This is a genomic window from Leuconostoc sp. C5 (assembly GCF_056530425.1).
In genome coordinates this window covers 280,851-303,318 of sequence record NZ_CP134351.1, presented here as the reverse complement: position 1 = coordinate 303,318, position 22,468 = coordinate 280,851, and the positions used below count along the sequence as shown (strand labels likewise).

At 37.8% G+C, this 22,468-nt stretch carries 22 protein-coding genes and 1 tRNA gene; 1 reads left to right on the top strand and 22 read right to left on the bottom strand.

Annotated features, from left to right (window positions below; all coding sequences use genetic code 11):
* Positions 1-33: 33 nt before the first annotated feature.
* From RHP56_RS01725 to RHP56_RS01645, 17 genes are all read right to left on the bottom strand, one after another.
* On the bottom strand, positions 34-732 hold the full coding sequence (locus RHP56_RS01725) for a DUF1129 domain-containing protein (RefSeq protein ID WP_004164763.1): 699 nt from the start codon (positions 730-732) through the stop codon (positions 34-36).
* Between the two features lie 44 nt (positions 733-776).
* Complete coding sequence (gene ychF / locus RHP56_RS01720) at positions 777-1,877, bottom strand: redox-regulated ATPase YchF (protein ID WP_096638911.1); 1,101 nt, start codon at positions 1,875-1,877, stop codon at positions 777-779.
* A 1-nt stretch (position 1,878) separates the two neighbouring features.
* Positions 1,879-2,088, bottom strand: a complete 210-nt coding sequence (locus RHP56_RS01715) for a DUF951 domain-containing protein (protein ID WP_011679217.1) — start codon at positions 2,086-2,088, stop codon at positions 1,879-1,881.
* Positions 2,088-2,987: a ParB/RepB/Spo0J family partition protein gene (locus tag RHP56_RS01710; protein ID WP_048592708.1), complete on the bottom strand. Its 900-nt coding sequence runs from the start codon at positions 2,985-2,987 to the stop codon at positions 2,088-2,090. The genes RHP56_RS01715 and RHP56_RS01710 overlap by 1 nt, the downstream gene beginning before the upstream one ends.
* Positions 2,977-3,738 carry a ParA family protein gene (locus RHP56_RS01705; protein WP_004164768.1) on the bottom strand — a complete coding sequence of 254 codons (762 nt, stop codon included), beginning with the start codon at positions 3,736-3,738 and terminating at the stop codon, positions 2,977-2,979. Before RHP56_RS01705 ends, RHP56_RS01710 begins: the two co-directional genes overlap by 11 nt.
* Positions 3,739-3,756: 18 nt before the next feature.
* Positions 3,757-4,476 (bottom strand): 16S rRNA (guanine(527)-N(7))-methyltransferase RsmG, encoded by a 720-nt coding sequence (rsmG, locus tag RHP56_RS01700; protein ID WP_011679216.1) that lies wholly within the window; start codon positions 4,474-4,476, stop codon positions 3,757-3,759.
* Between the two features lie 76 nt (positions 4,477-4,552).
* Positions 4,553-5,500: a ribonucleoside hydrolase RihC gene (gene rihC, locus RHP56_RS01695; protein WP_102753509.1), complete on the bottom strand. Its 948-nt coding sequence runs from the start codon at positions 5,498-5,500 to the stop codon at positions 4,553-4,555.
* A 291-nt stretch (positions 5,501-5,791) separates the two neighbouring features.
* Positions 5,792-7,426, bottom strand: coding sequence for a peptide ABC transporter substrate-binding protein (locus tag RHP56_RS01690; RefSeq protein WP_102753508.1), 1,635 nt, complete (start codon positions 7,424-7,426; stop codon positions 5,792-5,794).
* Positions 7,427-7,631: 205 nt separating this feature from the next.
* Positions 7,632-7,715 (bottom strand) — tRNA-Leu (locus tag RHP56_RS01685).
* Positions 7,716-7,763: 48 nt separating this feature from the next.
* Complete coding sequence (locus RHP56_RS01680; protein WP_102753507.1) at positions 7,764-8,108, bottom strand: ArsR/SmtB family transcription factor; 345 nt, start codon at positions 8,106-8,108, stop codon at positions 7,764-7,766.
* Positions 8,109-8,192: 84 nt separating this feature from the next.
* Positions 8,193-8,660: a universal stress protein gene (locus RHP56_RS01675; protein ID WP_010290864.1), complete on the bottom strand. Its 468-nt coding sequence runs from the start codon at positions 8,658-8,660 to the stop codon at positions 8,193-8,195.
* Between the two features lie 38 nt (positions 8,661-8,698).
* Positions 8,699-10,093: an Nramp family divalent metal transporter gene (locus RHP56_RS01670; RefSeq protein WP_011679212.1), complete on the bottom strand. Its 1,395-nt coding sequence runs from the start codon at positions 10,091-10,093 to the stop codon at positions 8,699-8,701.
* A 374-nt stretch (positions 10,094-10,467) separates the two neighbouring features.
* The gene (locus tag RHP56_RS01665; protein ID WP_011679211.1) at positions 10,468-11,385 is read right to left on the bottom strand and encodes a cation diffusion facilitator family transporter; all 918 of its coding nucleotides are present in this window, start codon (positions 11,383-11,385) and stop codon (positions 10,468-10,470) included.
* Between the two features lie 101 nt (positions 11,386-11,486).
* On the bottom strand, positions 11,487-12,191 hold the full coding sequence (locus RHP56_RS01660) for an NAD-dependent protein deacylase (protein WP_258984417.1): 705 nt from the start codon (positions 12,189-12,191) through the stop codon (positions 11,487-11,489).
* A 41-nt stretch (positions 12,192-12,232) separates the two neighbouring features.
* Entirely contained in the window at positions 12,233-13,183 is a 951-nt protein-coding gene (locus tag RHP56_RS01655; protein WP_011679210.1) for a hypothetical protein, read from the bottom strand.
* A complete protein-coding gene (locus tag RHP56_RS01650) occupies positions 13,167-14,372 on the bottom strand; it encodes a hydroxymethylglutaryl-CoA reductase, degradative (RefSeq protein ID WP_042251200.1) in 1,206 nt (401 codons plus the stop codon). Before RHP56_RS01650 ends, RHP56_RS01655 begins: the two co-directional genes overlap by 17 nt.
* The gene (locus RHP56_RS01645) at positions 14,365-15,288 is read right to left on the bottom strand and encodes a Ppx/GppA phosphatase family protein (RefSeq protein WP_102753341.1); all 924 of its coding nucleotides are present in this window, start codon (positions 15,286-15,288) and stop codon (positions 14,365-14,367) included. Before RHP56_RS01645 ends, RHP56_RS01650 begins: the two co-directional genes overlap by 8 nt.
* Before the next feature lie 59 nt (positions 15,289-15,347).
* Here RHP56_RS01645 and RHP56_RS01640 point away from each other — a divergent pair, with 59 nt between their 5' ends.
* Complete coding sequence (locus tag RHP56_RS01640) at positions 15,348-15,749, top strand: YbaN family protein (protein WP_011679207.1); 402 nt, start codon at positions 15,348-15,350, stop codon at positions 15,747-15,749.
* Positions 15,750-15,798: 49 nt separating this feature from the next.
* Here RHP56_RS01640 and RHP56_RS01635 read toward each other — a convergent pair whose 3' ends face one another.
* The 5 genes from RHP56_RS01635 to RHP56_RS01615 form a co-directional block, all read right to left on the bottom strand.
* Positions 15,799-16,959 carry an LCP family protein gene (locus RHP56_RS01635; RefSeq protein ID WP_011679206.1) on the bottom strand — a complete coding sequence of 387 codons (1,161 nt, stop codon included), beginning with the start codon at positions 16,957-16,959 and terminating at the stop codon, positions 15,799-15,801.
* A 204-nt stretch (positions 16,960-17,163) separates the two neighbouring features.
* Positions 17,164-19,152, bottom strand: a complete 1,989-nt coding sequence (locus RHP56_RS01630; RefSeq protein ID WP_011679205.1) for an ABC transporter ATP-binding protein/permease — start codon at positions 19,150-19,152, stop codon at positions 17,164-17,166.
* Between the two features lie 205 nt (positions 19,153-19,357).
* Positions 19,358-19,993, bottom strand: coding sequence for an SdpI family protein (locus RHP56_RS01625; RefSeq protein WP_042251207.1), 636 nt, complete (start codon positions 19,991-19,993; stop codon positions 19,358-19,360).
* Positions 19,983-20,249 (bottom strand): autorepressor SdpR family transcription factor, encoded by a 267-nt coding sequence (locus RHP56_RS01620; RefSeq protein ID WP_010290287.1) that lies wholly within the window; start codon positions 20,247-20,249, stop codon positions 19,983-19,985. Before RHP56_RS01620 ends, RHP56_RS01625 begins: the two co-directional genes overlap by 11 nt.
* A 122-nt stretch (positions 20,250-20,371) precedes the next feature.
* Positions 20,372-22,414: a peptidoglycan D,D-transpeptidase FtsI family protein gene (locus RHP56_RS01615; protein WP_011679204.1), complete on the bottom strand. Its 2,043-nt coding sequence runs from the start codon at positions 22,412-22,414 to the stop codon at positions 20,372-20,374.
* Positions 22,415-22,468 lie beyond the last annotated feature (54 nt).

The following is a 22,468-nucleotide window of genomic DNA, read 5'->3' as shown; positions in this document are numbered from 1 at the left end:
TATTATCCTCTTAAATGTCTGCAACAATAGTAACTATTTTTTAGATGCTTCTAAACGTGCTTGCTGTGATAATTGACTGATTGCGAAGAACCCACCTGTTAAACCGTATTTCTTACGGTTCCAACGGAAGACACCAAATGCTGCGGCACCAAGAATAATATATACAACTGGTGGTAAGGTTGGATTAATTACCTGCGGTAACATACCTAATATCAAAAATCCTCCAAGCCAAGCCACAACAGCCATTAACAGGTAAACCCATCGACGACTCGTTGGTTCTTGTTTGTCTTTTGCTTTAGGATTTGGTGTTAACTTTAAGACTACACCTGTATAGATTGAGCCACCCAATGCTGCGATAAGAAGCAAGGAAACGATTCCCGCACCTTGGTTACTAGCATTTTTGGAAAAGAACAATGTCAAACCAAATACCACAGCAAATAACATGAAGATGGCTAAAGATGTATCGAGTGCCAAAGTACTAAATTTATAATCAAAAAGTTTCTTGGCCGTTCGCTTAGGATCAAGATACTGCTGAACAGCCATTGTTGGCGTACCATAAATTTGCGCTGCTGTCTGCCCTTTCCCTTGGGTTTCAAGAAGATTATTTTCAACCTCAGTCACAATACCTTCAATTTGTTCACCAGTCAATTTACTATTTTGAGCTAACAGCTTTTTAAATTGAAAGATAAAATCCTGATTTTTTTTCGTCAATTCTCTTTTTTGTTCTGACATAAAATGTCTCCCTAAAATATTATGTACAGCGCGATCAGCGCCATTTACACGTTGAAACGGAATTCAATAATATCGCCGTCCTGTACAACGTATTCCTTACCTTCTGAACGTAATTTGCCGGCTTCTTTGACTGCTTTAACAGACCCTAACTCATCAAGATCCGAGAATGCAATTGTTTCTGCACGGATAAATCCTCTTTCAAAGTCAGAGTGTATCACACCAGCAGCTTGGGGTGCCTTTGATCCCGCAGTGAATGTCCATGCTCGAGTTTCTTTACCACCTGCAGTGAAAAACGTTCGTAAGTCTAATAAGTGATAGGCTGCTCGAATTAACTTATTTAAACCAGCTTCCTCTACTCCAGCCATTTCTAAGAATTCAGCTTTTTCTTCTTCTGGCAATTGAGCAATTTCTTCTTCTGCGCTAGCAGACAAGCCAATTACGTCAGCTCCTTCAGTGGCAGCAAACTCTTTAATTTGATTGAAATACTTTGATCCCATTGGATCTGCCATATCATCTTCAGCCAAATTGGCAACGTATAAAATAGGTTTTGTTGTCAATAAGAACAAACCTTTAACTATTTTTTGCTCTTCTTCAGTAAATGTAATGGTGCGAGCAGACTTGCCCGCTTCAAGAACTGGTTTGATTTTTTCTAGTACAACAAACTCAGCTTTGGCATTTTTATCATTCCCTTTTGCCGCACGTGCAACTTTAGAATAACGCTTGTCAACAGCTTCTAAGTCAGCCAAAATTAATTCAGTATTGATTGTTTCAATGTCATCTAACGGGTCAACTACCCCATTCACGTGAATAATTTCATCCCCATCAAAAGCTCGTACAACATGCACAATAGCATTTACCTGACGAATGTTTTCTAAAAATTTATTCCCTAAACCTTCTCCCTGAGAAGCGCCTTTGACAATACCAGCAATATCGGTAAATTCAAACGTGGTTGGAATAATTTTATCAGCAGGTACAACTTCTTGGATACGCGCCAAGCGATTATCTGGGACTTCTACCATGCCAACATTTGGTTCAATCGTAGCAAACGGATAGTTTGCCATTTCAGCACCAGCTTTAGTAATTGCATTAAATAGTGTTGATTTGCCGACGTTTGGTAAGCCGACGATTCCAGCAGTTAGTGCCATTTTATTCTTCTTTCTGATTTGCTACTTGTAAAATCTTTTTTATTCGTTTGTTAAAATCAAAACGCGACATCATAATGCCTCTACCGCAATTCGTACATGACAACTTAATATCAGCACCAACACGTGTAATTTCCCAAGAATTGGCGCCACAAGCGTGCGGCTTTTTCATCTCAACGATATCATGAAGTTTATAGTCCGGTGCTATTGCCATTAGTCCACCTCAATATCTAACAATGCCAAAATGCGACTTAAGTCCTCATTGGAAACATAATTAATTTCAATTTTACCATTTCCCTTACGGCCCGCGTTGACTTTGACCTTGGTCCCAAACTTTTCTTCTAATTGGTTAGACAAAGAAACAGCAAAGGGTGAAATTTCTTTCGTATTGGGTTCGGGTACACCCTCATTCATTTGCCTGACCAAGTTTTCCACTTGACGAACATTCAATCCACGGAAAACAACTGTTTCTGCTACTTTTTCGATTTGCGGCTTCTTTTTTAATCCTAGTAATGCTCGCGCCTGTCCCATTGATAACTCACCATCTTGAATCAGTACTTGTACTGATTCCGGCAATTTCAATAGGCGCAGTAAGTTAGCGACGGTAGCGCGATCTTTACCAACTTTTTCAGCTACTTCTGCCTGTGTCATTTGCAAGCGTGTCATAAGTGCGTCAAAAGCTTGTGCTTCTTCGATAGCGTCCAAATCATCACGTTGTAAATTTTCGATCAACGCCAGTGCTGCCATCGTGTCATCATCGACATGGCGTACAATAGCTGAAATTGATTTCAAACCAGATAATTTTGAAGCACGAACACGACGTTCACCAGCAATGATTTCAAATTTTTGACCAATTTGACGTACAATAATTGGTGTCAAAACACCATTTTCTGTAATAGATGCTGATAATTCCTTTAGCTTGCTTTCATCAAAATGATGCCGCGGTTGAAACGGATTAGGTTGGATATCTTTCAATGGTAACTTAACGACTTGTTCCGTTGCTTCTTGTTCTTTTGTAACCACCTTTGTATGTTCAACGGCTTCTTTTGACACATTATTTGCGCCAAAAAGTGAATTCATGCCTTTGCCAAGCCCGCCTTTTTTACTTACCATATTGTTTCAAAACCTCCTGTGCGAGATTGTTGTACATTTGTGCACCCACGCTCCGTGGATCAAAATCAATAATCGCTTGTCCATAAGATGGCGCTTCACTCAGGCGTACCGAACGTGGGATGATTGTATCATAAACCTTATCATCAAAATAACTACGCACTTCTTGGGCCACTTGCTTGGCGAGGTTCGTTCGTCCATCATACATTGTTAACAAAATACCAGCAACATCAAGATCTGGGTTAAACTGCTGCCGAACAAGTTCAATCGTATTTAGTAGTTGTCCTAGACCTTCTAAAGCATAAAATTCGGTCTGTACCGGGATAAGAATGGCATCAGCAGCTGTAAATGCATTGACCGTCATTAGTCCTAAAGCTGGTGGATTATCAATTAAAATGAAGTCATAATCATCACGCACTGTTTCAAGTGCCGTTTTTAGACGATACTCACGTTGCGGTTGCTTAGCGAGTTCAATCTCAGCACCGGACAATTGAATGGTAGCTGGGACTAGGTCATAATTATCAGTCGCTACGATTACTTCGTGAAGTGGCGTTTGTTCAACGATTACATCATAACTATCGTGCTCTAACAAAGATTTATCAACACCTGACCCACTTGTAGCATTCCCTTGTGCATCAATATCAACCAGTAACACACGTTGTCCAGCTTGTGCCAATGCTGCGCCCAAGTTGATACTGGTTGTTGTTTTACCCACACCACCTTTTTGATTAGCTAATACAATTATTTGCGCCATTTTAGGTGCCTCCTTTATTTATGAGATTGGCTTTTTGCTTGGTGTTCCAGCTTGCCTAGGGTATTTTTTAGGTGTTTTTGTTTTTTTATCTACTATCTGTATATAACGCTGATCACCATTTGGTAGTGTAAATACAAACTCTTCGTTAACCTGACCGCCAAGCATAGCTAATGCTTTTTGACCATCGAGGAGCTCTTGATGGGCAGCTGATCCCTTCATGACTAAGAATCTGCCACCAATCTTAACAAAAGGTAATGTATACTCAGCCAAAACACTAGTACGGGCAACTGCTCGAGCCGTTGCATAATCGAAATTTTCCCGGTACTTTGGATTTTGTCCTATATCTTCTGCGCGCCCGTGAACGATTTCTACGCCGGTTAAGTCGAGCGTATCAACCACTTCTTGCAAAAAATTAACTCGTTTTTTTAACGCATCAACCATTGTAATTTTTAAGTCTGGAAAGGCTATTTTCAAGGGTAATGACGGAAAACCTGCGCCTGTGCCAATATCAATTAAAGTGCTTTCAGAGCTTTTTAACTTTTGTTCATACATTGCTACAGTTAAAGAATCATAAAAATGTTTTAAGTACACGTCTTTTTTTTCAGTAATAGCCGTTAAGTTAACGTGTTCATTAGTTGCGACCAGCAACTCGTAATAACGTTCAAATTGCCGAACCTGCTGTGTTGTTAAAGTTATACCAGCACTACTTAATGCTTCGATGAAGTCTTCGTTTGTCAATATTCTGCTCCGATTTCAGTTAATTCAGCACGAAAAAACGCCAGTTTCAGCTAATACCAGAATACCTAAAAAACGCTTAATTTTCAAGCCTTCCAGCATTAATATTTCCATCAGAAATACCAGAAATTTGTAGTAAATACCAAGCATTGAATGCAGGTACATCGATATCCTTAGCAACATGAACATTCGTTTGGCTATGCGTACTATGAAGAATGTCAGCTACCGTGGCACCAATCGCAGGTCCATCTGTCACGACATCAACCCATAAATCTTCTAATTTGTATTTTTCAGGGTGCAGTAAGTAATAAAGTGTATTGACATCGTGCATTGGTTTACCACCAGCATTAGAACCATCTTGATAGTGTCCAAACAGTCCCATCAGCATTTTTCCGGTCCCATTCATCTGAAGTAATTCAGACATAGATTTTTTGGTTAACAACGCTTTTTCAGTAACATCAAGCCCAATCATTGTGATATCCAAATCACTTTCAAAAACAATTTTCGCTGCGTCCGGATCTGTAAATACGTTAAACTCTGCCACCGATGTTAAATTCCCACCGGTAAGCGAACCACCCATTACGATTAATCGCTCTATTTTTTGTAAATCTTGTGGATACTTTTGAATTAAGTTTGCGATATTAGTGAATGCACCAACGGCTACTAATGTCGTTTGATCATCATAGCTATTCAGCGTTTCATGAATAGCATCTACAGCTTTTTTACTTATAGTTCTGGTAGAAAGCTCGCCAAATTCATAACCTGGCATTCCGCTCTTCCCATGAATATTTGATGCATCCTTAAATGGTTTGACTAGTGGTTTCTCAGCACCACGGGCCACCTTAACGTCTGGTCGATTAAAATAGTGTGTTAATTTCAAAACATTGTTTGTTGTCTTATCAACCGAAACATTACCGGCAACAGACGTAATCAGACGTACTTCAAAGTCATCATTAGTTAACAAAATTGCGATTGCTGCTGCATCATCAATGCCGGGATCAGTATCAAAAATAAGTGGAATCGTCATTATTTTACCTCTATATATTATTCAATTCATTATACCAGAACAAAAGGTTTGACTTTTCTGCTTAGTAGATTTATTGTATAAGCAATCTAGGAAAGGGGGTCATAACTTTTGAGTAATTCTAACGGAAAACGCTCAATCGTTTTGGCCGCTTAATAGGAAAAGCGGTCGATTCGATTGCAGCAACCACGAAGCAAGTTTGATTTAGATTCTGCTTCGTGGTTTTTTATTTTCTTTTTTACCATATTGCCTAATAAAAAAACACGCTTTCTAGCGTGCTTTTTTATCTAATCATTATTTACGAGCAGCTAACTTAAAGTCCAGTGGTACACCGACCGCATGATGATAGAAACCAGTAATGTTGGGGTTAACCAATTCTGGCTGTGCCTGATAATATAGTGGGTTCAAAATTGCTTCTTGATGAATAATCTTCTCAAGTCCCTTTTCATCAGCAGCTCGCTTTGTATCATTCGTCGCATCAGCTCCCTTAGCCTTATTCCATAAAGCATCGTAATCGGCATTAGAATTATGATTATAATTGTTTGCATTGCCAGTTGAAGCCAGATCCAGGAATGTTGTCGGTTCGGCATAATCAGCTCCCCATTGTGTCAGCATAACTTGGAAATTAGCGTCAGTTCCATCTTGCAAACGCTGCTTAAATGGTACAAATTTTTCGGTAACCTTTAGACCTGGCAAGTTTTTACTCCATTGTCCTTGAAGATAGTTGACTACATCTTTGGCATTTGCTACTCGGTCTGTATCAGCTTCAATTTCAAGCGTAATCGACTTTTCACCTAGTTCACTTAGTCCTTCTTTGAATAGTTTCTGTGCCTCTGATTTATTATACGTATAATCTTGCTTAGCATATGTGGCAAAATCCGTACCATTCACAGTACTTAAGCCTTTAGGTGTAAATGATGTTGCTGGTGTTGAAGTGCCCGATAGAACTTGGGAATTCAACTCGGAACGATTCGTAACCATATTCAGTGCTTGTCTAATTTTTTTGTTATTTAGAGCTTTAACATTTCCTGATTGATTATATGCTAAGAATACCGTTGTGGCTTGTGGTGTTATTCGGTAGCCCTTATTTGTTTTATTGGCCTGTGACAATTGTGGCGTATTAACCAGTGCTGAATCTAACTTACCCGTCTTATACATTTGTACAGCCACTTCTGGCTTTTGAACAACTTGCAAATCAATTTCAGGTGTTTTAACATTTTTTGCATCCCAATAATACTTGTTTTTCACAAGTTTAAACTTGTTATTGGTTCCATTCCATCCTTTAAAAGTATACGGACCATTATATAATGTCTTGCTTGCTGTTGTGCCATATTTTTTGCCATATTTCTCAACAAAACTTTGCTTTTGTGGGAAAAATGTTGGAAATGTTAGCAAGCTCTTAAATTGTGGCATTGGCTTTTCTAGTGAAACAGTTAATGTATTCCCACTCGCTTTAATTCCGAGGTCCTTCTTATCAACTTTACCTGCCTGAATAGCATCAGCATTTTTAATACCGCTATACAAATAGGCATACTCCGAAGCCGTTTTTTGATCATTGGCACGTTGCCAAGCATACACAACATCTTTAGCAGTTAACTTGCTACCATCGGACCACTTAAGCCCATTACGCAGCTTGATTGTCCAGGTCTTACCGTCACTAGATGACTTAACTGACTTAGCTAATGCTGGTTGTGGCTTGCCATTTTTATCGGCTCGCATTAAGCCTTCACCAGCGTTACCAACAACTGTTATCGAATATTCATCAGTAATTGTCGCTGAATCTAGCCCGTTTAGTGGTGTTGGTAATGAAAAGCGAAGTGTCTTATCATTGCTGTTCCCACTATTTCCCCACAATCCAGCAGCACGAGTGCCACCAACTACCGCTACAAGGGCTACTCCCACAAGTGTGAGTTTTTGCCAATTTTTCATTATATTTTCCTCGCTGCATTCTCATCATAAATTTACTCTATTTTTTTATTCTAGCACAATGAAAAACATTTGCACACAAAATGTATTACATTTACGATACAAAATGTATTACATTTACGATACAAAACATCATTTTTAAAAATAACGATCAAAAAAAGCACTACACAATAATTGTGTAATGCTTTATGTTTACTACTTTTGTTGATGCCGCCGGTGGGAGTCGAACCCACACGGTGTTGCCACCACTGGATTTTGAGTCCAGCGCGTCTGCCAATTCCGCCACAGCGGCGTTAAATATTAAACAACTATATTAGAATACCAGTAAAATATTTGTTCGTCAACCTTTTTTTGGCTTTTCTTGTTTGACTTGACGTGTTGTATCATTAACATTTCCTGTGATGGTGTGGCTCACGTGTTTAAGCGCATTATCTAATAAAATTAAGATATGTGAATCACTTAACCCATACAATACTTCGCGGCCACGTTTTTCTGTTTCAACAAGTTGCGCCTCACGCAACAGTTTTAATTGGTGTGATACAGCAGATTGCTCCATACCTAAAGAATTGATAATCTCTGAAACACTGTACGAGCGCTCTCTGAGCAATTCTAAAATGATCAGACGTTGCTTATTGCCTAATAGTTTAAATATTTTTTCAAGTTCTATGATGGCTTCTTTTTTCATATTTTAATTATAACAGCCTCCATATCGTAATGTATTAAATAAAACAAAAAAAGCCGCTATCTAGCGACTTTTCATTAATGATGTTTAATTCTCTTTACGTGCAACCATTGAAGATACTTTTGCATGGCGAGCAATGTAAGCTGCTTGAGATCCTAATGATCCCCAGAAGCCTTCACGAGAATGCGCACCCACAATAATTAAATCAGCACCTACTTGTGGCGCAATTTTCTGGACTAATACTTCTCCAGCTTTAGAACCATCTTCGAAAACTGTTTCAACGTTCGTAGCCCCTTTTGACAACGCATATTCCTTGTAACGAACGAGGTTAGCTTCAAATTCAGCACGCTTTTCCTTGATAAAGTCAAGGTGTAGCGCTTCGATTGCTGATAGGTCACCCATTTCAAGAATTGTTGCTATTGTCAATGTGGCACCATCTTCGCTAGCTTGATGAATCGCATTTGCCAAAGCAAAGTAACCTTGTTCTGATTCATCAACACCAACTAAGATGTTCTTAAATTGTGTTGGTTCGATGTTTAAGTTTAATTCACTCATTTTATCTCTCCTTTAGTATCGCTTAGTATCTATATTGATTAAGATCCCATTAATTGTTGGACGACAAGTTGAACATTTAAATAAGTCAGAACAGCAAATGCAATCCACCCTAAGGTTGCAATCCACTTTGGATTAGCAAATTCTTCTCCCATAATCTTCTTTGAAGACGTGAAATAGATTAATGGTGCCATAGTAAATGGCAAAGCAATTGAAAGGAAGACTTGTGATTGAACCATCAAATCATCTAACTTACCTTCAGATCCACCATAAATCAATGTGAAGGCAACAACTGGTATCAATGCCAAACCACGAGTAACAACACGACGTAGCCACATTGGAATGCGCAAGTGCAAGAAACCTTCCATGACAATTTCACCAGTAAGCGTTCCAGTGATTGTCGAGTTTTGTCCTGAAGCAAGCAAAGCAACAGCAAACAATGTTGATAGAATTGGTGATGCAATAGCACCAGCAATTGAATTATCCTTCAAAGCGTTATACATTGAACCAAATGTACCAACTTTATCAGCATGTCCAAAGAATAATGCTGCACCCAAAATCAACAATAATGAGTTAATAACGAATGCCAATGACAACTGAATATTTGAATCCCAAGTCATGAAGCGAACAGCTTCTTTAAGTTCTGACTTGTTACTTCTATCTACTTTACGTGTCTGAGATATTGATGAATGCAAGTACAGATTATGTGGCATAACAGTGGCACCGATAATTCCCAATGTTAATGTTAACTGAGAATCACCACCACCAATTGGCGTATGTGAGCTTAAAGTCTGTAACTGAGGCAAATAACCGCCAAACAGTGCTGATAATTGTGGTGTTGATAAAATAACTAGATAAGCAAAAATAACCAAAATAGTAATGATCAATGTCATGACAATAGCTTCGATTTTACGGAAACCAAATTTCATCAACAATAGCAACAAAATAACATCAAAAGCTGTGGTCAGAACAGATGCAATCATTGACCAACCGAACAATAAGTGAAGTGCTATAGCCCCTCCAATAACTTCGGCAATATCTGTAGCAATCAATGCTAATTCAGTCATGATCCATAGTACGAATCCACCAACTTTATTTGTACGATCACGTGTTGCTTGCGCTAAGTCTTCTTGCTTAACAATTCCTAACTTACCGGCCATGTACTGTAGCATCATGGCAATCAAACTAGAAATTAAAACAACAGACAACAATGTATAACGGTATTGCGCACCACCGGCTACCGAAGTAACCCAGTTACCCGGATCCATATAGCCAACGGCCACCAAGGCTCCGGGACCAGAAAAGGCCAATAATTTACGCCAAAATGACCCATTTTCTGGTACTTCTATGGAACCATTAACATCCGATAAACTTAAATCATCCTCAGTTTTTTGAACAAGGTGATGTTTCGGATTAACACTTGTAGAATCTTGCATTCTATCTCTCCTTTAGATTTCTCCTCAGAGCTAAATAAACGAATTTCGACTTGACTGAAATATCGTGAAATATTCACTTTTTGACAATTGATAAACACCAAAATAAAACATCAAGTGCTAAATAAATTTCATAAAGAATTTCATTCAACTTGGCTGTTGAAAGCTTATGAAAATTACCTAACTCGGCTATAATCGCTCTAATACATACTTTATAATACACCCAATTCTAAATTCGTCAACAAAAATTTTTTACTTACAAAAAATAAAGTTGTGTATTATCAATTTTATGATAGAAAAACATTGTATTAAAGGGGCAAAACGCTATTTTATTAAAATATTACAAATTAGTTACGTGACATAATTTTATCTTTATATCAAATAACATTACAAGACTGATCAAATTCGTTTGTTTCAATTTGAATGGTGACATGGCTAATATCATATTTTTCTCGTAGGTCACTAGAGATATTTGCTAATAATTCTTGTTCATCTACATTCTTTTTAACAGATAGATGAACAGTCATGGCAGCTTCAGTCGTAGAAAGAGGCCAAATGTGTAAGTCGTGAAGTTGTTCCACACCTTCATGTGTTGATAAGTATCGCAAAACGTCTGACTCATTCACATTATCAGGTACCCCATTTAATGCTAAGTTAAATGTTGATTTCATAACTGGCCATGAAGTCACGGCAATAATAACACCGATAATCATTGATACGATAGGATCAATGACGTGCCAACCAGTAACTTGGATTAAAAGTCCAGCAATAATCACGCCAACCGACACACCAGCATCAGCTAAAAGATGAATGTAAGCTGTTTTGGCATTCAAATCTTGTTCATGGTGATGCCCATGTTCATCAGGAACACCTGATGCTTTAAAAAGCATAGCAGTGGCAAAGTTAATCACGATACCAACCGCTGCAACAACCATCACTAACCAGCCTGTAGTAACAGTATTTTCTGGCAAAATCAAATTACGAATACTCTCGTAAAAAATCGTTATCACCGCAAATATTAACAAAATTGTATTAAATACACTAGCTAAAATGGACATATTATGCCATCCATAAGTATGCCGTTTAGTGGCTTGTAGACCAAATACTACAACTGCAAGCCAAGCGATCATTAATGCTAATACATCACTTAAGTTGTGGAAAGCATCAGCAAATAGTGCGGTTGAATGTGCTAATTTAGCAAATACTAACTCAGATAAAACAAAAATCATATTTAAAGAAATACCTATTAAATAAGGCATTTGTTTCATTTTTAACTGCTCCATTGGTTTCTTCATATTTTCACCTCGATTCTATTTTAACACTTTATCTGAAAAATAATTCATATATTTAAAAAAGTAGCAGATTAATCTGCTACTTTTTAGGTATTCATATTTATTTAAACTTTTAACTCTGAAAAGAATTCGCCTGCATCCCCAACAATCTGATCCACATCAAATGGCGTAGCAATACGTTCAAAATTGATTGACATCACCGGAACTGCCGGACTAGCATACTGCAATAATCCAGCAAAAGGATAAACTTTAAAGCTAGTGCCTACAATAACAATTAAATCAGCATTTCGTACCCATAGGGCTGATTTTTTAACGTCAAAAGGCATTTCTTCGTAAAATGTAATTCGCGGACGTAATAGGGCATTGTCTGCACGTCTCATTGCATGCAAGTAATCCTGATAGGGAGATTTCTGGCCATCAACAGGCGCATACACATCATATAATGAGCCATGAAAACGGATCAATTTTTCTGGATCCGATGCCGCTTTGACATGCAAATCATCAACATTTTGCGTGATAATTTTGGCCTTACCTTGTCGAGTTAAAGCTGCCATTTTTTTGTGAATAACATTTGGAACAGCCTCGGGAAAGTACATATTATCAATCATAAATTGATACTGTTTTTCGGGCTCATTATGAAAAGCTGTTGCACTCAATAGGTATTCAGGTTGCAAACTAATGCCATCATAAATACCACCTTTAGAACGGTAATCCGGTATTCCTGATAAAGTTGAAACACCCGCTCCGGTCATGAATACAATATTTTTGGCGTTGTCAAAGCGCTTTTGAATTTCTGCTGTGACTAACATGAATATCCTTTCTTTATGAATGTTAACTGATAATAATTAATTTAGTCTCTTTCAATGTAAGGTAGCGCTAACTTTTGGAATAGTTCCGACACTTTTAGAGCATACAGTTCTTTGAAAAAGGTTGGTTTATCAGCTTCATTATCCGGTGGCGATACTACAAAACTATTTTGATTATCATTTTTACTTAGCCCAACGTAAGCTGTCTTCTGCGTCTGAAAATCGGTCATTTCCGAATGATATATTGTAAATACTTGATTAACTGGTAAATCTAATTGACGTTTTGACAAGACACTTGTTAATGTGACATATTCTTTAGCGTTTACAGTAGGTTTGCCCCATCTTGTCAATACTTCGTCAATGCCTTCAAACAAAGAAACCATTTGATGACGAATATTACGTGCCTGCTTCAGATCAGCTGCCATTACAGGTTTAATAAGCGAACTCGCGGCCGTGTAAGCTAGCGGATATTTTTGTTGCAACTCGGCAACAAAACTGCTGTCAGAAATCGTATTAGCAAATACTAATGCATCCAAGATCATGAGTAAACGCCATAAACTTTCATCATCCACTTCACCATTTTCAGGCGTTAACTCAGCGTTAAGCCCAGAAAAATAAGCCTTTACCGTCGCAGAAGTTGTAATGCCTTGCTTAGCTAATTCACGATAGGTGATTGCATGAACAACTGTACGATGCATGCGCGTTGCAATTTGTATCAGCTGATCGTCTAATTTTCCATCATTGAATGTTAGCGCAAAAAATACTTGTGGGGCAATGCCATTTAATGTTAATAGCATTTTTAATAACTCATTACCAAGCAAGAAATCACTCTCAGTTTTGTTAGCAATTTCTATTAGCAAACGTTGTCCTAAAATTTCTTGTGAAACTTGGTCGATATGTAATTCCCCAGTCTCTCCTCCATTAACACGTGTCATCACAGTTCCTGGATAGACACCATTAACGTTATCCAATAAATCTTTAATTTTTGGGTTCATTTCTTATCTCCATTAATATTTTTTTGGCAACACTTGCATCCACATGACTGAGGGATATTAGCCGTGATACTACTGCGGCAATTTCATCAGTTTTTGCGCCTACTTGCATCGCTAACGCGCGATACTGCATTCGCATGTGTCCCCGTTGAATACCGCCTGAGGCAATTGATTTTAAGGCTGCTAAATTTTGCGCCAACCCAACAGATAAAATCACACCACGAAGTGTGTCAGCATTCACATCACCTATGATTGACAAGGCCTGCTTAGCATCTGGCATAGCCGAAATTGCACCGCCAACCGTGCCAACAGATATAGGCAATGTCAGCTCACCATGAAGTTTACCGTTTAAAATTGTCCAAGTTACTAAACCACGGTATTGACCATCACGACTTGCATAGGCATGACCACTAGCTTCTACAGCTCGCCAATCATTACCCGTCGCCAAAACCACAGCACTAATGCCGTTAAAAAGACCTTTATTCTCCGTAGTTGCACGGTAAGGATCGTTTTTGGAAAAATGGTTTAATGCGACTATTTTCTGAGCTACTTCACGACCACCTATGCGCTCAAAATCGACATCACCAGTCACTGTGACCAATTGATTTGTGGCATAATTAGATAAAATCACACCTAAAGGTATGAACTTTTCAAACAATGGTAATTCTGCTTCTAAAATTGTATTAACAATATTAGCGCCCATTGCGTCTTTTGTGTCGATAATAAAGTCAACACTCGTTTCCGTTTTCGAGATGTTTCTTACTCGAACATCACGCAAACCACCACCGCGTTTATAAATCGATGGTTTGGCTTGCTTTGCCTTAGCAAAAATCTCATCGCGATGTAAGTTAATGAATTCATCCACACCAGCAGCATCAACCAGCAGCATTTGGCCGATCATAGCAGTATCCGCCATGATGACATGAACCCCATTAGATAACATTTTGGCACCATTATTAGCTGCTGCAATCACACTTGGTTCTTCAATAGCCATCGGCACACTAAAATGTTGTTCATCAATCAGAATATCATGAACAACGCCCATTGGCATGCGAAAATCACTAATGTAATTCTCAACCATTTGAGCGTTAACTGGGCTTTGACGACTTGAAAATGATAATCGTATATCTTCTTTTAAATTTAATGCGAGTAAACGCTCATCGGGTGTTAATTCATAAAATTTTTTACTCATCCTGCTGTGCTAAAGTCTCAGCAATTAGACCTTCGCGAACCCCGCTTTCTGAAAATATAACTTTAGGTGAATTAATTTTTCTCATAAGATTCAATAATGGTAGTAAGCCACTGACGATAATATCAGCGCGAGAAGTTTCTAATCCGGCAATTTTCTCACGTTCTTTTCGTGTCATCTGTCGGATTTCTTCAAAAATCTGCTCAACTAAGTCAACTGGCATCTCAAATCCATGAATCATACTTACTTCGGTTTCACCAAGTCGTGTACGTGCCATACGCGCGAGCGAACGATTTGCCCCACCTAATAAAATAACTGGCTTTTGGTATTGCGTTTCCAACCACTGCAACGTGTTATACTGACTTAATATATAATCACTTGCGGAAGCCAGATTGTTCGGCATGATATTATTAGCTAAGTGATATTGTTCTGATAAAGTAACTGCACCAAAAGATAAGCTTACAGCTTCCTTGCTGCGTCGATTATCCACAGCAATCAATTCAACTGAAGCACCACCAGTATCTAGAATCACACCCTCGGTAACATTTAAGGTTGAGATCACACCCAAATAATCATAATATGCTTCTTGATCACCCGTCAAAACTTGAAACTGAATTCCCGTTTCTCGTGCGACACGATCTAAAACCTCAGTTTGATTTTTAGCCATACGAACTGCTGCCGTTGTAATCGCACGGACTTTCGGATGAAAATTGATATATTTAGATTGAAAATATTTTAGCGCCTCAATAGTACGCAAAATTGGTGTTTCTTTTAGTAGTAGTTCTTCTCCCATATTTTGAGCAATGCGCGTGTCTCTTTTTTCGCGGATTAACTCAGTATGAGTACCATCATCATGCAGCTCTTCGACTACCATTCTGGCAGAATTACTACCAAGATCAACGATTGCTAAATAGCTCATATAGACATCCTAATCAATTTTATTAGTTTAATTGTACCATGTGATGGTACACTATATATATGAAAATACTATTAATTGCCCTTGGGGCGCTCAGTTTTGCTATTGGTACCATCGCGATATGGATTCCCGGCTTGCCAACAACAGGATTTTATGTCCTAACCGCAATTTTGTGGTCTAAATCTTCTAAAAAGCTAGATAGTTGGCTACACAACAATAAATATTATCAAAAGTACGTTGACGAAGCTGTTTTTGATCGGCAACTATCACTAAAGGGGCGGGCTTTAATTTATTTAGTGACTGCTGCCATGATGGCTATCCCATTTTTCAAGACAGATATGGTTTGGCTAAAATGGGTACTACCACTCACCTCGTTAACACAGATTATATCAATGGAAAGCTACTATCGTGGCTATCTTTGGCGCGATGGCATTCCCTTTACCAAAGCAAAAACACGTGAGTAATTCAAATAAAAAAATACTTCCCTCAAACAAATATGAGGGAAGTATTTTTTTATTGCGCGTCTAATGTTTCACCAATAACATTTAAGTTATATTCAGCAACGCCATAAGATAGTACGGGTACCGAACTACCAAACTGTGTGCCTGTTGTTTTACTGCCCAAGTTTAATGACTTGCGTAGTAGATTTGTAACACGTTGCTTTTCTGATGCTTTCACCATTTGGTAACTCACACCATTATACATATCACCAACGCCCTGTAAATGATCAGATTTCTGATTTTTAGTGGCTGCCATGTAAGATAAAGCAATTTTTGTCACATTATTATAAGTTAAGTCTGTTTCTGCATTTTTAGATATTGATTTCATAAACTTTGCATTCAGTAGAGTTTTAGCGCTGGCTGATTTTTTAACCAAAGCTTTCAAAACTAGCCGTTGACGCTTTTGTCGACCGTAGTCTCCCTCTGGATCGTCATAACGCATTCTTGAAAATGACAACGCGGCGTAGCCATCCATTGTCGTATACGTTTTAAAATTCTTACCATCAGAGGCATATTCATATTTTTCTTGATTTTTGTAAAATTTATAAACATCAGACTTGTCATTTTCAGGCTGATAAGTGAATGTTAGTGGAGACTTAACTTTCACGCCACCTACTTGATCAATAACTTTTTCAAGTCCGCCCATGTTAACCAGAGCGTAAAAGTCAATTGGTACGTTCAAATAGTTTTGCAACGTAGACATCGTTGCCCCAACACCAGCAATTGGAAATGCAGCATTAAGTTTTTGTGGAAAAGTATCTTCTCGACCGACAATTGAAACCATAATATCACGAGGGATTGACAACATTGTCGTTGTTTTAGATTTTGGATTAACAGTGATTAGCATCATAGAATCGGTTAACCCTGTTCGATCACGTGCTAAAGCACCTGTGTCTGTACCTAGTACTAAAATTGAAAATGGTTTGCCATCTTTTAAGACTTGGTTAACATCGCGAGCTTTTGTAATATTCGCACTACGATGCATTGTATCAACCGATTCTTTGATATTACTCAATAGCATCGATATCACAACGCCACCAATAATCAACAGAATAACAATTATACTAACAATCCAACGCCATTTTTTATGTCGTCTTTTAGGTTTTCGTGGTTGCTTATCGTCTGGTCTTGGCGCTTGATTTTGACGTGCCATTCGACTCATGTTATTATCCATTGTTTTGTACCCCCAGGGATATCCTGATTTAATATTATACCATTAAAACCAAGAATGGCGCTAATACAATTAAGTTAATAATAACGCCATATTAATTAGGTTAGCCGATTTATTTTAGAGCTTTTGTTGACATTTTTGTTTATAACATGTCTAATCAATAACAAAAAAACACTCACAAGAAGTGAATGTTTTTTGTTCAACATATTAATCAGCTGCTAATGCATCAATCGTATTCAAATTAGCCGCTCGACGCGAAGGAACAAATGAAGCAACTAGAGCGATAACAAGAGAAATCACTACCGCAAATATAACATTACCAAGAGAAACCTGTACAATATCAAATTTAATTAAGCCATACAAAGCTGCGTTCATAGCAAATTGTCCTAGATAAGCTGTGACAATACCAAGAACAGCTGAAATGATTCCCATTAACAGCGCTTCATTTGTAAATAAACCACGAATATCTTTTGAACGTGCACCAAGTGCGCGCAATACACCGATTTCTTTGGTACGTTCAGAAACAGACATATAAGTTGTCACAATAATCATAATCGCTGATACGATCAATGAAATTCCGGCAATGGCAGCCAATACATATGAAGCCAAACTTGTAATTGTGTTAATCGTGTCTAGCACACTACCAATGGATACTGCCACGACGGCTTGCTTACCATTATCCTTGATTTTGTTAACCGCACTCACTGTTGACTTTACGTTTTCCGTATCATTAACCTTTAATGTCAAATAGTTAGCTTCGGTCATGGCATTAGCCTTTGCTAAGTCTTTTTTCATTGCAGCAAATGTAGTTGCAAACACTGTACCAGCTTGTCCGCCGTCAGTGATTCCAACAATTTTCATTGTTGATGTCACAGGAACTGCTTGATTATTTTGATTATAAGCTACGTAAGTATACGTGATATTCTTACCAATCAAAGATTTCCAATTTTTATTAGCTTTTTGAGCAAATGTTTTGTCAATCACAATTTCATTGTCACCAGATGGCTTGTGCCCCGCCTTGATGACTTTGTCGGCATAGATTGGTGACCATGTTTGTACCTGCGTACCAGCCTGTGATTGTGCTTTCCCGTACTTGAATACAGCACCATTAAACTCATATCCTTGATAAGTCTTGGCAACATTTTTTACATTACTAACTTTTTTAATTACATTATCAGAAAAAACAATCGACGAGTAATTTGTTGTTGATGCTTGCGCTCTGGCTTGAACACGTTCATTGCTTGACGCATCATCATCATCTAACGTGTTCTTAACAACAGTTGGATAGTTAGGGTTAGCCAACGAACTAACTTGATTATTAATATACCCTTTAATACCATTACCCAATCCGAGGAATAGTATTACCGAGAAAACACCAATAGCCGATCCGAGAATAATCAAAAAGTTTTGTAATTTTTTATACTTCAAATGATCAAAGGCCATGTCCCAAACTGATCTAGTTGACAACGGTCTCGATGTTAACCGATCAGGTGCCGATGGTGCCTCAAACTTGTCTTTCAAATTTTTTTCTTCATCAATTTTTCCATCAGCCATGTGCAAAATACGCGTTCCGTAATTAGCTACCGCTTGTGAATGCGTAACAACAATAACCAATTTACCTTCTTGGGCGATTTGCTCAAGAAGCTCCAGTACTTCAGTGGTATTCACAGAATCTAATGCGCCCGTTGGTTCATCAGCAATCATGACATCAGGATCTGCTGCTAACGCACGCGCAATGGCGACACGCTGCTTTTGACCACCGGAAAGTTGTGATGGATACTTATGAACATGCTCGCTCAAACCAACTTTTTCCAATAATTCCATGGCACGTTGTTTACGTTGCGCGGATGATAAAGTAGTCATGTTTAAGCTGGTTTCAACGTTTTCCAAGTTCGTTTGATAATTAATTAGGTTAAAGCTTTGGAAAATATAGCCAATCGTCTCACGACGATAAACATCTAACTTCTTTTCTTGTTTATGATCTAATCGATTTCCGTTGATCAACACATCACCTGAAAAGTTTCGATCAAGGCCACCAATAATATTCATTAGTGTTGATTTACCGCCACCTGATTCACCAAGAATGGAAACAAATTCACCTTTATCAAATGATAAGTTGATCCCCTTCAAAACTGGAAATTCATCTTTTCCTAAAAAATAGGATTTATGAATATCTTTTAATTCTAAAAATGACATACTTTTTCTCCCTCTTTTGAATTTACTATGTCGTTTAATATGCAACCCTTTTAAAAATAGTTAAATTAGTACACTACTTTTGACTAGTTGTAATCTAGTATACAATAGTCATGTTCTTTTTCAATCTTTTCCTTTAAATATTTTAGTTTCTTATTTATTTCTTCTGTTTGATCAAATGTGAAAAACACTACTATGCCGACTCAAGTTAAGCTTTATGGCTTGATCTAATCGAATAAATAATCGGTACGACAGTAATTAATACTAAGGACAGAATCATTAATGCTATAGTCCAAAATTCAGAAATCATTCCTAAAAAACCACCACCAATCATCATAAACCCGCCAACAACAAACATCAAACCACCAATACGTTGCGTCTTAAACCAATTTATATCATTATTCAGCGCGGTTGGTATTCGTATCCCAACAAAGCGATTTCGCTGTGTTTTGGGCATGTAGTTACCTAATGCTATAAATAAAATGCCAATAGTCGGCAACAATATACTAGTTATATTGATGTGATTACCTAATCCATAAGCAAATATATAAGATAATAAAATGTTATTGCCTAATGGAATAGACCAACTAATAATTGTATGCATTTTATTATTTTGACTACGAGCAACTATTTTCGTACGATAAATAATTAGAAACAGGTGCAAGAGTGTTGCTATTATTGGCCAAATAATGATAAGCCATACTTTATTAGCATATCTATCCACTTCTCCGTTAATATTAAAATGGATTGGAAGCTCAACTGGCAGCTTCGTCCACAATATTAGCCCATAAAAAATGGGTAACAAGGTAATAATTAGTGGTAAAAAGCTTTTTTTATTTTTCATTAGTAAATCCTTTCAACCATAATGTGGCTTCTTCAAACACAGATAAATTTAATTCATAATAAATAAAATTTTTATATTTATCTTCTCTTATCAAATCAGCTTGTTTTAATTGGGCTAAATGTGATGATATTGTTGCTTTACTCAATTCAAAATGATCCGCAATGCTTCCCGCTGACTGAGGCCCTTCTTTCAGTAGCGTAAGAATATCACGCCTGACAGGATTCGAAATCGCTTTCAGTGTATTTTGTAAACTCATTATTTCTTTCCTTTACCTATTTTGCTATATTTCTAAATAGATTATAACATCTATTTAGAAATATAGCAAAATAGGTAAGAATAAAAAAGACAGTAATCATGATTACTGTCTTTTTTATAAAGTTATGGTTTATTTTGAACATACTTCCAGTAAGCATTAATTATTTTTGCCGCAATCTTACCATTGGTACCATCTAAATAATTATTCATACCTGGGATAGCCATGGCCATGACCATCGGTTGTCCCGGTACATAAGCAACAATGGATTCTGTATAAGTCGTATGTCCATTGGTTGTTGTTTCGGCGGTTCCTGTTTTAGCATAAACATGTGGTTCAAGTTTATGTATATCTGTTCCACCAGTATTGTACGTGTCCGTACCATTTGCAACACGATTCATTCCTTCATGGATTACTTTCCATTCGTCAGAATCCAACTGAACTTGCCCTTGTATATTCGGTGTGGCTGTCCACACTGTACGCTTTTTTGAACTATTAGTTGAACTTTGTAATATTGAGCTTACCAAATGAGGCTGAATCAAATACCCACCATTAGCAATTGTAGAAACGTATCGTGCAAGTTGAAGTGTTGTATAGGTGTCATATTGACCAAATGATTCGTACAAATATTTACCAATATTTGACCCTGTAGTATCTCCGCGATAACCAGCAGTTTCTCCGCTGACATCAATACCTGTTTTTGTCCCTAATCCGAATTGTCCTAACCCATTACGTAATGTCTGAAAGGCATCAGAATTCAATGCTAATGCCGATCCCGAGCTATAAGTCTGTCCACCAATCTTCATACCCAATTGAACGAAATAAGTGTTCGAAGAACGCTCTAAGGCTGTTTGTGCATCAACTGAAACAGGCGTACCTGTTTTATTCCAATATGATGTGATTGTTGGTGTTCCCGCAATTTTAATAGCTTGATCCAACAATGTAGAATTTGAGGGAGTAATCACACCTTTTTGGAAAGCTGTAGCTAATACCGCCGGCTTAACCACAGATCCCATGACAATAGCATGGTTAATATTTCCCAACGGATCAGCTGTTTTTGTTCCGGTTGAGTAATCTCTGTCTACGCCTGCCATAGCATAGATACCGCCAGTATAGGGATTCATTACTGTAGCATAAGCACCTTGAACATCCCCAGTTGGTAAATTGTCTTCCAAAATTTTCTGAACTTCTTTCTGAAAGTCAGCATTAATGGTTAATTTAAGACTATCTCCAGACTGCCCTTTGTATTTTACAGAAGATGATTTTACCGTACCGTCAGAAGCAGTTGTAACTACAGTCTGTGAGGCTGATCCCTTCAATAAGGATTCATAGCTAGATTCCAAATTAGAACTACCAACTGATTCATTTTGTGAATATCCTTGTGCTAAGAGTGTGTGTAACTTATCATCTGGCAACCCATTATCTTCACTAGTTACTGTACCAATCAAAGCCTTAAAATCGTTTCCTTCAGGATATTGTCTTGCCCAGCTTGTACCTATCTTAATACCAGGGAATTGGCTTAAACGCTCGCCAATCTCCGCTAATTCTGTTTCTGTCACATCGTCTTCTTTGATAAATGTCGTTGACAATGAATAAGCACCGCTCATCCGCTGAAATATCATTGCATCATTATCACTAACTTTTGAAAGCAAGTTATGCTCTTCTACATAACTTACCGACAGACTATTAATCTCTGATGTCGTCAGGCTACTACCATTCTTATGTTCTTTAGCAACGCGTTTCTGCACCTTAGCCGCGTTAGTTGCGTCAGCCAAATAAAAGTCAGCTTTAGAACGATCACTGAGGCGGGTCGTATCAACTGTCAAATATTTTCCAAGTTTAATTGCAGTGCTTCGCATTGTGCTAGAAGTAATATTAGTACCACGCGTAAATGTAATCGCCGTTTGCGCCTTGTTTCCAGCCAGAACACGGCCGGTTGAGTCGTAAACTAAACCTCGTGGTGTATTTCCTTTTTCAACGGTCTCTTCACTTCGGTTGACTTCAGCCAAATAATTGGCTCCCTGCTTAATCGTTAAAAACCCTAATTGTACAACTAGGGCAACCATTAGTATAAACGATATAAACAACAAAATTCGCAGACGTGTTGGTAAGTTAGCACGTGCGTCATTTTTATTATCTCGCTCTTCTAGATATGGATTGTGTTTCATAAGTATTGTGTACCGCCAATTTAATAATTACCTTATATACCATACCACAAAACG